11 protein-coding genes are annotated in these 11655 nt (G+C 71.3%); 6 read left to right on the forward strand and 5 right to left on the reverse strand.

Translation table 11 applies throughout. From position 1 onward, the window contains the following. Nucleotides 1–16 precede the first annotated feature (16 nt). On the reverse strand, nt 17–1204 hold the full coding sequence (locus tag VLF38_RS00515; protein WP_325269335.1) for an MFS transporter: 1188 nt from the start codon (nt 1202–1204) through the stop codon (nt 17–19). A 127-nt stretch (nt 1205–1331) separates the two neighbouring features. On the opposite strand from VLF38_RS00515, the gene VLF38_RS00520 reads away from it, so the two are divergent. Next, on the forward strand, nt 1332–1781 hold the full coding sequence (locus VLF38_RS00520) for a MarR family winged helix-turn-helix transcriptional regulator (protein ID WP_325269336.1): 450 nt from the start codon (nt 1332–1334) through the stop codon (nt 1779–1781). A gap of 10 nt (nt 1782–1791) precedes the next feature. Here the strand turns inward: VLF38_RS00520 and VLF38_RS00525 are convergent, their stop codons facing one another. Beyond that, the gene (locus tag VLF38_RS00525) at nt 1792–2133 is read right to left on the reverse strand and encodes a helix-turn-helix transcriptional regulator (RefSeq protein ID WP_325269337.1); all 342 of its coding nucleotides are present in this window, start codon (nt 2131–2133) and stop codon (nt 1792–1794) included. A 91-nt stretch (nt 2134–2224) separates the two neighbouring features. Here VLF38_RS00525 and VLF38_RS00530 point away from each other — a divergent pair, with 91 nt between their 5' ends. From VLF38_RS00530 to VLF38_RS00540, 3 genes are all read left to right on the forward strand, one after another. After that, nucleotides 2225–3439, forward strand: a complete 1215-nt coding sequence (locus VLF38_RS00530) for an MFS transporter (protein WP_325269338.1) — start codon at nt 2225–2227, stop codon at nt 3437–3439. 141 nt (nt 3440–3580) lie between these two features. Continuing rightward, the gene (locus VLF38_RS00535; RefSeq protein WP_325269339.1) at nt 3581–7099 is read left to right on the forward strand and encodes a (Fe-S)-binding protein; all 3519 of its coding nucleotides are present in this window, start codon (nt 3581–3583) and stop codon (nt 7097–7099) included. A gap of 179 nt (nt 7100–7278) precedes the next feature. Further along, nucleotides 7279–7731, forward strand: a complete 453-nt coding sequence (locus VLF38_RS00540) for an SRPBCC family protein (RefSeq protein WP_325269340.1) — start codon at nt 7279–7281, stop codon at nt 7729–7731. A gap of 51 nt (nt 7732–7782) precedes the next feature. Here VLF38_RS00540 and VLF38_RS00545 read toward each other — a convergent pair whose 3' ends face one another. Then, on the reverse strand, nt 7783–8754 hold the full coding sequence (locus tag VLF38_RS00545; protein WP_325269341.1) for a siderophore-interacting protein: 972 nt from the start codon (nt 8752–8754) through the stop codon (nt 7783–7785). Nucleotides 8755–8957: 203 nt separating this feature from the next. Between VLF38_RS00545 and VLF38_RS00550 the strand changes: the two genes are divergently transcribed. Beyond that, on the forward strand, nt 8958–9656 hold the full coding sequence (locus tag VLF38_RS00550) for a DUF2470 domain-containing protein (protein WP_325269342.1): 699 nt from the start codon (nt 8958–8960) through the stop codon (nt 9654–9656). Nucleotides 9657–9737: 81 nt separating this feature from the next. On the opposite strand, the gene VLF38_RS00555 is transcribed toward VLF38_RS00550, so the two are convergent. After that, nucleotides 9738–10373 carry an NAD(P)-dependent oxidoreductase gene (locus tag VLF38_RS00555; RefSeq protein ID WP_325269343.1) on the reverse strand — a complete coding sequence of 212 codons (636 nt, stop codon included), beginning with the start codon at nt 10371–10373 and terminating at the stop codon, nt 9738–9740. A gap of 101 nt (nt 10374–10474) precedes the next feature. On the opposite strand from VLF38_RS00555, the gene VLF38_RS00560 reads away from it, so the two are divergent. Continuing rightward, complete coding sequence (locus tag VLF38_RS00560) at nt 10475–11335, forward strand: AraC family transcriptional regulator (RefSeq protein WP_325269344.1); 861 nt, start codon at nt 10475–10477, stop codon at nt 11333–11335. A gap of 50 nt (nt 11336–11385) precedes the next feature. On the opposite strand, the gene dcd is transcribed toward VLF38_RS00560, so the two are convergent. Further along, nucleotides 11386–11655, reverse strand: a 270-nt coding sequence (gene dcd / locus VLF38_RS00565) for a dCTP deaminase (protein ID WP_325269345.1), incomplete at its 5' end; no start/stop codon positions are given.

The raw sequence follows: 11655 nt of genomic DNA on the forward strand, positions 1-11655 counted from the left end.
GCCACGGGCAGCGGCGTCAGGCGAGCGCAGGCGCCTGCGCGAGGGTGGCGGGACGGCTCGCCCGTGCTGCCGCCGCACGAGCGACGATCACGACGACCAGGCCGGCGAGGGTGATCGCAGCACCGATCCAGATCGGCGAGGTGTAGCCGAGGCCAGCCGAGATCCCAACGCCACCGGCCCAGGCGCCGAGCGCGTTGCCCGCGTTGAAGGCACCGATGTTGGCACCCGAGGCGAGCGTCGGTGCCTGTCCGGCGTACTCCATGACCCGGCTCTGCAGCGCCGGCACGGTGGCGAAGCCGAGGCTACCCATCAGGAAGAGGGCGATGACCGTCAGCGACTGCGAGCCCGCGACGAGGGCGAAGCCGGCCAGCAGCACCGTGAGTGCTGCAACGACCGCCACGAGGGTGCCGTCGATCGAGCGGTCGGCGAGGCGGCCGCCGATCGTGTTGCCGACGACGAGGCCGGCACCGAAGAGGACGAGCAGCCACGGCACGGTGGAGGTGGCGAAGCCGGAGACCTCGGTGAGCGTGTAGGCGATGTAGGTGAACGCGCCGAACATCCCGCCGTACGCGAGCACGGTGATGACGAGCGAGAACCACACCTGCCCGGAGCGGAAGGCCAGCAGCTCGTGGCGCAGGCGCACCGCGGGTGCGTCCGTGGTCAGGTCGGGGACCAGCACGGCGATGCCGATGAGGGCGACGACCCCGATGCCGGCGATCGCCCAGAAGGTCGCCTGCCACCCCGCCTGCTGGCCGAGGAGGGTCCCGAACGGGACGCCGAGCACGTTGGCGGCGGTGAGCCCGGTGAACATGATCGCCACCGCACCCGCCTTCTTCTCGGGCGCGACCAGGCTGGAGGCGACCACCGCACCGATGCCGAAGAAGGCGCCGTGGCACAGGGCCGCGACGACCCGGCCGGCCATGGCCACGCCGTACGTCGAGGCCGCGGCGGTGATGACGTTGCCGAGGATGAAGAGCACGACGAGGCCGAGCAGGACCTTCTTGCGGTCCAGCCGCGTGGTGGCAGCGGTGAGCGCGAGCGCCCCGACGACGACGCTGAGGGCGTAGCCGGAGATCAGCCACCCGGCCGCCGACTCGGAGACGCGGTAGTCGGCCGCGACCTCCGGGAGCAGGCCCATGATGACGAACTCGGTGAGCCCGATGCCGAAGCTCCCGAGTGCGAGAGCGATCAGACCGAGGGGCATGGGGAATCTCCTCTGGATGTGAGAGAGTAGTTGCACACGCTGGATGTTTGCGCGGTGAATGAAATAGTTGCACACGCAATTAGCCAGCGCAAGCAAAGATCTGACTTTTCTGCGGAAGAGGTGTGCGATGGGCATCGCCGACGAGGCGCTCGAGGTGCGCGCGCAGGGCTGGCGCACGCTGGCAGCGCTCCACGGCCTGATCGAGGCCGAGCTCGAGCGCGCACTCGCGCAGACTGTCGAGGTCTCCGTCGTCGAGTACACCGTCATCGACGCGCTGAGCCGCCAAGACGGCTGGCACATGCGGATGCAGCAGCTCGCCCGCGCCGCGGCCCTCTCGCCCAGTGCGACGACACGACTGGTGACCCGCCTCGAGGACCGGGGCCTGCTCACCCGGATCCTGTGCGCCGACGACCGGCGCGGCATCTACACCGAGCTCACCGCCGCCGGGCGCACGCTCTACGCGAAGGCGCGGCCGATCCACGACGAGGCGCTCGCGGGGGCACTGGAGAAGGCCGCCGCACAGCCCGAGCTGGCACCCGTCGTCCAGGCGCTCAACGGAGTCGCCCTCCCGGGCTGACGTCGTCGGGTCAGGCGGTCTCGCGACGGGCTGCGCTCACCACGGCGTCCAGGAGACCCGGCGCGACCTCGTCGACATCGGCAGCGCGCAGCCGCTGGTGGAAGGTGCCCTCGACCGTCAGGCGCTCGGTGATCCCGGCCTCGCGCAGGATCCGGAAGTGGTGGGCAGCCGTCGACTTGCCGATGCCGTCGTAGAGGCGCTTGCACTGCGCCTCGCCCCCGGCCTCCACCAGGCGGCGCACCATCTCGAGGCGGACGGGGTCCTGCAGGGCGGCGAGCAGCTGCTGGATGCCCGCAACCGGGAGCGGCGCCACGTCGTCCGGCGACGGAGTCGGCTGGGCGTCGAGTGTCACGCGGGTCACCTCGAAACGGGTTTGATGTTGATCGAACCCAGCGTACGGTGGAGGTTCGACGTACATCAAACCTACCGGAAGCAGGCACACGGTGACGAGCGCAGCGGCGACCAGCGGCATCGGGGCGCCAGCCGGCGCCGCCACCGGCCAGACCTGGGCCTACTCGCTGGTCCTCACGCTGACCGGCATCGCGCTCGGCGTCTCCGGCATGCCCGCCCCGCTCTACGGGATCTACCAGTCGGAGTGGCACCTCACGCCGCTGACCACGACGGTGATCTTCGCGGTCTACGCCTTCGCGGCGCTGGCCGCCGTCCTCGTCTCGGGCCCGATCTCCGACGCCGTCGGCCGCAAGCCGGTCCTGCTCGCCGCGACGACGACCCTCGTCGCCGGCCTCGTCGTCTTCCTCCTCGCGGAGAACGTCTGGATGCTGCTCCTGGCCCGCACGCTCCACGGCGCCGCCGTCGGCTCGATCGTCGTCGCCGGGGCAGCCGCACTGATGGACCTGCGCCCCGATCACGGCCGGCGCACCGGCCAGCTCAGCGGGGTCGCCTTCAACGTCGGCATCACCTTCGCGATCCTCAGCTCCTCGCTCCTCGCCCAGTACGCGCCGTACCCGCTCCGGCTGCCGTTCGTCGTGATCGGCGCCCTCGTCGTCGCCATCGGCATCGGCCTGCTCGCGCTGAGCGAGACCCACGCGGACCGCACCCGGAGCCGGATCCGCATCGCGAAGCCGTCGGTCCCGGCCGAGATCCGGGTGGACTTCTGGTTCGCCGCACTCGGGGTGATGGCCGCCTGGTCCGTGCTCGGCGTCCTGCTCTCCCTCTTCCCCACGCTCGCCGCCGAGAAGACCGACGTGCACAACCTCGTCTTCGGTGGCGCTGTGGTCGCGGTCTCGGCGCTGGCCGCGGCGCTCGTCCAGCTCGCCGTCACCGACCTCGAAGCGCGGCGCTCGGCCCTCGCCGGCGACCTCGGCATGGCGATCTCGCTCCTGCTGACGATCCCCGCGCTGGCCAGCCACGACCCGTACGCCGTCTTCGCGATCTCCGCAGTCCTCGGCGCCGCCTTCGGACTGAGCTTCGGCGGCTCGCTCCGCCACCTGTCGAACGTCGTTCCGGCGGACCGCCGCGGCGAGACCATGTCGGCGTACTACCTGCTCGCCTACTCGGCGATGGCCTTCCCGACGATCGGCGCCGGCTGGGCCGCGACCACGTGGGGCCTCGAGGCGATCTACCCCTGGTTCGCGGCGCTCGCAGCACTCGCCTGCCTGGCCGCGGGCTGGCTCGGCATCCGGTCCTCCTCGCGCTGACGAGCGGCCCCACACCCCTGCTGACCTGCAGGTAAGGGTGCCCTAAGCGACTTCTGTCACGCGAGACGCAGGCATTCTGCGGGCTAGGATGCCGCCAGCCCTACCCATGGGTAGAACCGACTCGCAAGGAGCCGTCCCTCCATGTCTTTGATGCAGATCATCGCCATCGTGGTGAGCCTGTCCGTCAGCGTCGTCGCCGTCGCGCTGACCACCCGCGCCGTCCGCGCGATGCTGAAGGTGATCCGCCAGGGCCAGCCGGCCCTCGGTCGCGCCGACCGCCCGGTCGCCCGCGGCCTGAACCTGCTGAAGGAGACCTTCCTCCACACGAGGATGTTCCAGATCTGGTGGGTCGGCGCGCTGCACTGGTTCGCCTACATGGCGTTCCTCGTGCTGTCGACCGCGGTCATGCAGGGCTTCTTCCAGCTCTTCAAGCCTGACTTCGCGTGGCCGATCATCGGTCACTTCTTCCTCTTCGAGTGGGTCTCCGAGTTCATCGGCCTCCTCGGTGCGCTGGCGATCATCCCGCTGGTGATCTACCGCCTGCGCAAGCGCCCGTCGGCCAACCCGTCGCGCTCCACGCGCTTCTACGGCTCCACGATGTGGCAGGCCTACTTCGTCGAGGCGATGGTCTTCTTCGAGTCGATCGCGATCCTCTTCATCCGCGGTGCCGAGTACAACCTGATGAAGGCGGAGGGCCACGGCGACCACGCCACGGCGTTCCACTTCCCGCTCGCGCAGTACTTCGCGAACCTCTTCCCGACGGACGCCGAGGGCGCGAAGAACTGGATCTTCTTCATCGCGATGCTGAAGATCACCTCGGCCATGGTCTGGCTGATCGTGATCTCCTCGAACCTCACGATGGGTGTCGCCTGGCACCGCTTCACCGCCTGGTTCAACATCTTCCTCAAGCGCGAGAACTCCGGACGTACGGCGCTGGGCGCGGTCAAGCCGCTGACCTCCGGCGGGAAGGCGATCACCCTCGACGACATCGACGACCTCGACGAGGACTCGGTGCTGGGTGTCGGCTCGATCGAGGACTTCTCCTGGAAGGGCATCCTCGACTTCACGACCTGTACCGAGTGTGGCCGCTGCCAGTCGCAGTGCCCCGCGTGGAACACCGAGAAGCCGCTCTCGCCGAAGCTGATGATGATGGCGCTGCGCGAGCACGCCTACGAGAAGGCCGCCGGTGTCGAGGGTGCCGCTGACCGTGCCCTCGTCGGCCACGCCGAGGTGGACGGCCACCTCGAGGACGCCCAGGACTGGTTCTACAACCCCGAGGGTGGCGACTTCGTCATCTCCGACGACGCGCTGTGGTCCTGCACCAACTGTGGTGCCTGCGTCCAGCAGTGCCCGGTCGACATCGAGCACGTCGACCACTTCGTCGACATGCGCCGCTACCAGGTGCTCGTCGAGTCGAACTTCCCCGCGGAACTCAACGGCCTCTTCAAGGGCCTGGAGAACAAGGGCAACCCGTGGAACATGAACCCGAACGCCCGTCTCGAGTGGGCGCAGGGTCTCGACTTCGACGTCAAGGTCGTCGGTGAGGACATCGAGGACCTCGACTCCGTCGAGTGGCTCTTCTGGGTCGGCTGCGCCGGTGCCTACGAGGACCGCGCCAAGAAGACCACCCGCGCCGTCGCCGAGCTGCTCCACATGGCCGACGTCTCCTTCGGCGTCCTGGGCAACGGCGAGACCTGCACCGGTGACTCCGCTCGCCGTGCCGGCAACGAGTTCGTCTTCCAGGGCCTCGCACAGCAGAACATCGAGACCTTCAAGGAGTTCAAGGTCAAGAAGGTCGTCTCGACCTGTGCGCACTGCTTCAACACCCTGAAGAACGAGTACCGCGACCTCGGCATCGAGCTCGAGGTCGTGCACCACACGCAGCTGCTCAACCGCCTCGTGCGCGAGGGCAAGCTGACCCCGGTGAAGACCGGCGAGGGTGCGCACAAGCGCTCCATCACCTACCACGACCCCTGCTTCCTGGGTCGTCACAACCAGGTCTACTCGCCGCCGCGCGACCTCCTGCAGATCCTTCCCGGCGCCGAGGTCGTCGAGATGGAGCGCAACTCCGAGAAGTCCTTCTGCTGTGGCGCCGGTGGTGCCCGCATGTGGATGGAGGAGACGATCGGCTCCCGGATCAACCTCAACCGCACGGAGGAGGCTGTCGGCACCGGCGCCGACCAGATCGCCGTCGGCTGCCCGTTCTGCCGCGTGATGCTGGCCGACGGCCTGACCAAGATGCAGGCTGACGAGGAGGCCCGCACCGAGGTCGAGGTCCTCGACGTCGCGCAGATGCTGCTCGCATCCGTCAAGGGAGAGGTGGCCACGAAGTTCAAGCCGGGCGAGGCTCCTGTCGCCAGTCCGGCAGCGAAGGCTGGCGCTGCCGCTCCGGCTGCTGAGGGTGAGCCCGCGGCGTCCGGAGTCGAGGGTGCGGAGGTCGCCGGCGGCGCCGGTTCCACCGCGGCTGGCGGTTCGTCGCTCTTCGGCGATGCTCCTGCTGCGTCCGAGGCGAAGGCCGCTCCTGCCGCTCCGGCGTCGGGTGGTTCGCTCTTCGGTGACGAGCCGGCTGCTCCGGCTGCCCCGGCGTCCGGTGGCTCGTCGCTCTTCGACGAGGCCCCTGCTGCCCCGGCCGAGTCCAAGCCCGCGTCGGGTGGCTCGCTCTTCGACACCCCGGCTCCGGCCGAGGCCCCGAAGGCCGAGGCTGCCCCGGCCGCCGGCGGGTCGCTCTTCGACGTCGCGCCGACCGAGGCGGCCCCCGCGGAGGCGAAGTCCGCAGACGCGGCTCCGGCCGCCGAGGCGAAGCCGGCCGCTGACCTGGGTTCGGGTGGTTCGCTCTTCGACGTCGCGCCGACCGAGGCTGCTGCTCCTGCCGCTCCCGCGCAGGCTGAGGCTCCGAAGGCAGAGGCTCCGAAGGCAGAGGCGGCTCCGGCCGCTCCGGCCCAGGACCTCAACGCGGGCGGTTCGCTCTTCGACATCCCCGCCGCTGCTCCAGCTGCCCCGGCCGCCGCCGCTCCGGCTGCGACCGAGCAGGCTGCGGCCGCCCAGGTCGAGGCAGAGACGACTCCGGCCGAGGCGCCGGCGGCGACCTCAACTGAAATTGAGGCCCCGGCCGAGGCTGCTCCGGCCGAGGCCGCTGCGCCTGAGGCTGCACCGGCTGAGGCTGCACCGGCCGCCGCTCCCGCTGCTGCTCCGGCGGCGTCGAGCGGCGCGGCGACCACGCCGCGCATGGACGTCGACATCCACGGCGCCTCGTCGCTCTTCGACATCCCGTGGCCCGAGGGTGGCGCCCCGGCGGCTGCTGCAGCTCCGAGCGCGGCCGCACCTGCTGCGCCCGCTGCTCCGGCTGCTCCGGCTGCTCCGGTTGCCGACGCGCCTGCGGCTGAGGCTGAGGCGCCGGAAGCTGAGGTGGCCCCCGCCGTCGAGGAGACCCCGGCCCCGGCCGAGGACCCCGAGACGATCCTCGATGCCGACGACGCGCCTGCGGCGCCGGCTGAGGAGGCCGCCCCGGCGGCTGAGGAGTCTGCCGACGAGGCCGACACCCCCGCTGACGACGAGCCGGCCCCGGCCGCGCCCGCGGAGGCCCCGAAGTCGAGCGGTGCGACGCACACGCCGCGCACCGACGCCGACATCCACGGAGCGTCCTCGCTGTTCGACCTCTGATCAGCAGCACGCACGACGGCCGCCCGGTCTGACCGGGCGGCCGTCGCGCATTTCCGGGATCGCTGCTTTGGTGCGCCCACCGTGCACCCATTGCGTGCTGGACGCACCACATCGGCAGAGCGCAGCCACGCCCCGCCGTACGACGGGACGCTGTCGGCGGGCGCCGCTAGCCTGACGCCATGCCTCACTTCGAGAACTCCCGTGACATCCAGATCGCGGCGGACCCGGCGACCGTCCGCTCGCTGATCGTCGACTTCCGCGCGTGGACCCGGTGGTCGCCGTGGGAGGAGCTCGACCCCGACCTGCAGCGCACCTACTCGGGCGCGGAGCAGGGCGTCGGCGCCCACTACGCGTGGGAGGGCAACAAGAAGGTCGGCACCGGGACCATGGAGATCGTGCGGGCGACCGACGAGGAGGTCGAGATCGACCTGCAGTTCCTCAAGCCGTTCAAGGCACGCAACAGGACCGTCTTCCAGGTCACCGGCAATCCGGCCGGCACGCGCGTCCTGTGGGCGATGTCCGGCGAGCGCAACGTGCTGATGGCGATCGCCGGCAAGCTCTTCTTCGACAAGGCGATCGCGAAGGACTTCGACAAGGGGCTCGCGAAGCTCAAGGCCGCAGCCGAGGCCTGAGCCCGCCAGCCCCGGCCAGCCCGGCCAGGCCGATCGCCTCGGCGAGCCCGATCAGCTACGCATCGCGACGCCGCGCCGCCAGTAGCCCATGAAGGCGACCTGCGACCGGTCGATGCCGACCTCCTTGACGAGGTAGCGGCGCAGGCTCGTCACCATCGCGGACTCCCCTGCGATCCACGCGTAGACGCCCGGCAGCACCTTCTTCGCGGCCCGCGCATCACCCGTGCTGATCTCCTCCCCCGAGGAGGAGTACTCCGGGGTCTCCCAGAGGTCGGGGTCGATCTCGTCGTCCGCGGCGAGAGCGAGCGCAGCCGGCTCCGCCGCAGCCCGTACGGCGAGCCGCTCGCCCGCCGCGGCCAGGATGCGGGTGCCGTGCTCGGCGCCGTCCCGCGGGAGCCACGTGACCGCGATGCCCGGCGGCGCGGCGAGGTCGGCCTGGATGTCGGCGGCGACCGGCACCTCGAGGAAGACCTGCCCGACGGCGGTGTCCGGCAGGTCGGCGAGGATCGCGGCGACGGCAGGCAGCGCGGTCTCGTCAGCGACGAGGAGCAGCTCCTGGGCACCGGCGTGCGGCGCGAACTCGATGCCGCCGTAGGCCATGCCGCGGCGGGGGCCGAGGAGGACGAGCCGATCGCCGACGGCCGCCGACCGCGCCCACGTCGAGCCGGGACCGCAGGGCGGCTCGTGGACGACGATGTCAACGACGACGCGCGTCTCGGCGCCCGTCCCGATCACGGCGCGGACCGTGTAGGTGCGCATGTGGCCGCGCTCCTCCGCGGGGCGCTGCAGCCAGGTGCCGAACCACGACTCGTCGGCGCCGGCGAAGGAGGAGAGCTCGCCGGCGGCGTTCGGGAAGACCAGCTTGATCCGCTGGTCCAGGAGGGGCTGGCCCTCGATGCCGAAGTCGGCGAGCTCGGGCGAGGCGAGCTCGACCCGGACGAACGACGGTGACAGCTGCTCCACCGCCGCGACGGTCACCTCGGTGATCATCATCGGGAGGGCGTGAGCGACCTGCGTGGACATGCTTCTCCATCTCCGGCTCGTGGCCAGGTGTTGTCGGCGACCGCCCCGACACGAGGATGAGCGGGGCGGCCGCCGGGAGCCCGGTCGGTCGGCCTGGTGGCGCAGGCCTTCCGTGGTGACCGACCGGGAGTTCGGGGGTGGCGTGGAACCCATCATCTAAGGTAAACCTTAGTTAGGCAAGCCTTACTGGATGGAGAATCGCCATGACCGTCGCCACTTCCGACGCCCTGCGCGCTGCCCGTCGCGTCCGCGACGTCCTCGCGCGGGCCTCCTCCGCCCACGTCACCTGGCTCGACGACCCCGACCTGCCGGACGGTCGCGTCGCCGGTCTCGAGCTGGTCGTGCCCGCTCACGGCCGCTGCCGCCACACGCAGCCGGCGATGGTCGAGATCGCCGACCCCGCGCCCCTGCCTGTCCGGGACCGCATCCGGGCCAGGGTCCGGGTCCACGGCCATGCAGCGTTCGCGGCGGACGAGAGCGGCCTCCTCCAGGTCCGGCCGCTGGCCGTCGAGCTGGAGGTCAACGGCGAGAGCGGGCCGGTGGACCTGGCCCTGCTCGCCGAGGCCACGGCGGACCCGTTCGCCCTCGTCGAGGCGCCGATGCTGGCCCACCTCGCCAGCGGCCACCCGGCCGAGCTCGGGGCGATCCGGCGCCTCCTCCCCACGCACCTCCACCGCGCCCGGGTGACGCCACTGGCGCTCGACGGCGAGGGACTCACCCTGCGTGCGGAGACAGCGGCGGGGCACGACGACGTACGGGTCGCGTTCGCGTCGCCGGCCACCGACCAGGTCGAGCTGCTCGCCCGTCTCCAGGAGCTCGTACGCCGGAGCCGCGAGCCGCAGCTCAGCGCGCTCTTCCGCTCGGGCGCGGCCGCAGCGCGGCTCTGCACGCCGGACCTGTAGACCACAGCCGCAACGCAGCCGTCCCCGCATCCGGTGCACCTCCGGAGAGGCACGGTGGACGCGGGGACGGCGTGATGCGCGTCAGTACGCGACGTGGAACCGCTGGTTCTCGTGCGCGGGGTCCTCGATCTCGTCGACGAACGCCTTGGCGAAGTCGGCCCCGGAGATCGCCGAGGTGCCGGCCGCGTCGGCGAGCAGCACGTCGTCGGAGCTGCGGTACGACCCGGTCGCCTCACCCGCCGCCCAGGCACCGAAACCGGCCGCCGGGGAGACGTAGAACCACTGCAGGTCGGACTGGTCGGCTCGCAGGGAGTCGAGGACCTCGGCGTGCGCCAGCGCCTCCGGCTTGTACTCGTCCGGGAACGCGTCGGTGTCCACCAGGCGCGGCCCGCCCTCGGCAACCAGCGTCGAGCCGGCACCGCCGACGAAGGCGAGACGCGCGCCGCCGTCACGGGCTGCCTCGACGAGCTGCGGGAGGGCCTCGCGCAGGTCGGGGTCGCCCAGCGCGTGCGTCGCGACCGCCACGACGTCGTGCTTGGCTGCGAGCTCACGGACCAGGTCAGCGTCGGCGAGCGAGCCGACCCGGTGGGTGACGCCGGCCGGGACGGTAGCCTCCGAGCGGGAGACGGCGGTGACGTCGTGGCCACGGCTCGCCGCCTCACGAGCGATGTTCGAGCCTGCGTAGCCGGTGCCGCCGAGGATGGCGATGCTGGTCATGTCTGGGTCCTTCCGATGGTGGATTCTGTTCCTTCGATGACTCCAGTCTTCCGGCCATCCGCTGCGCATACACGGTTGCGGCGCGACCTATGATGGTGAATATGCGACACGAGTCGATCGCTCCCGTCACTTATCAGCCGCCGGCGGGCAAGGCGGGCGAGGTCGAGGCGACCACGGTCACGGCGATGCTCGAGCGAGCCGGCGCGGCCGCCTTCGTCGACGTGCAGCGGCCCGAGTTCCACTTCCTCCTCCTGCCCACCACCGGCGTCGAGCGCCACATGCTCGACTTCACCGAGCACACGCTCACGCCCGGTTCGGTGCTGTGGGTGCGCCCCGGTCAGGTGCAGCGCTGGGGCGACCTCGCGGCGTACGACGGGTGGGTGCTGATCTTCCCCGCGGGCCTGCTCGACCCGGTGACGGCCGACCTCACCCGGGCCGCCGCGCCCGATGGCGCGAGCTGGTGGTCGACGGACGACGCAGCGGCCGCCGGCGTACCGGCCCTGGTGGCGGAGATCGCCGACCTCGCCGCCGACGAGGCCATGCCACGCACCCTCCGGGCGCCGGCGCTGACCCACCTGCTCGCTGCCCTGCTGCTGCGCCTCACGGCACAGGCGAGCTCCCGGCCGGACGCGCCCAGCGGCTCCGAGGCCTGGCTCGCCTTCCGGTCACTGCTCGAGGCCGAGCACGCGCACCACCACGACGTCGCCTGGTACGCCGCCCGGCTGGGCTGGTCGACCCGGACCCTCGCCCGCGCGACCCGCGCCGCAACCGGCCGTACGCCGAAGGAGCTCGTCGACGAGCGCGTCCTGCTCGAGGCGCGGCGCCTGCTCGCGCACAGCGACCTCAGCGTCGCGCGTGTGGGCGAGGCGGTCGGCTTCGACGACGCGTCGAACTTCGGGGCGTGGTTCCGGCTCCGCGACGGTCAGACGCCGGCGGCATTCCGGCGTACGACGGGGGCTTGAGTGCGCGCGCGTGGCGAGAACAACCACCTGCGCACTCAAGGCGCCGAGAGTCAGATCTCCGTGCGGTGGAAGTTCGCGAAGGAGCGCGAGGCCGTCGGGCCACGCTGGCCCTGGTAGCGCGAGCCGTACTTCTCCGAGCCGTAGGGGTGCAGCGCCGGGGACGTCAGCTTGAAGAAGCAGAGCTGGCCGATCTTCATGCCCGGGTAGAGCTTGATCGGCAGCGTCGCGACGTTGGCGAGCTCGAGCGTGACGTGGCCCGAGAAGCCCGGGTCGACGAAGCCGGCGGTGGCGTGGGTCAGCAGGCCAAGACGGCCCAGGCT

The sequence above is a fragment of the Nocardioides sp. genome (assembly GCF_035481145.1).
Classification (GTDB): Bacteria; Actinomycetota; Actinomycetes; order Propionibacteriales; family Nocardioidaceae; genus Nocardioides.

Bases quoted from the DNA above. Each gene is read 5' to 3' on its own strand.
- VLF38_RS00520 (WP_325269336.1), top strand. From the start codon at position 1,332: ATGGGCATCGCCGACGAGGCGCTCGAGGTGCGCGCGCAGGGCTGGCGC.
- VLF38_RS00535 (WP_325269339.1), top strand. From the start codon at position 3,581: ATGTCTTTGATGCAGATCATCGCCATCGTGGTGAGCCTGTCCGTCAGC.
- VLF38_RS00550 (WP_325269342.1), top strand. From the start codon at position 8,958: ATGACCGTCGCCACTTCCGACGCCCTGCGCGCTGCCCGTCGCGTCCGC.
- VLF38_RS00560 (WP_325269344.1), top strand. From the start codon at position 10,475: ATGCGACACGAGTCGATCGCTCCCGTCACTTATCAGCCGCCGGCGGGC.
- VLF38_RS00545 (WP_325269341.1), bottom strand. From the start codon at position 8,754: ATGTCCACGCAGGTCGCTCACGCCCTCCCGATGATGATCACCGAGGTG.
- VLF38_RS00540 (WP_325269340.1), top strand. From the start codon at position 7,279: ATGCCTCACTTCGAGAACTCCCGTGACATCCAGATCGCGGCGGACCCG.
- VLF38_RS00515 (WP_325269335.1), bottom strand. From the start codon at position 1,204: ATGCCCCTCGGTCTGATCGCTCTCGCACTCGGGAGCTTCGGCATCGGG.
- VLF38_RS00555 (WP_325269343.1), bottom strand. From the start codon at position 10,373: ATGACCAGCATCGCCATCCTCGGCGGCACCGGCTACGCAGGCTCGAAC.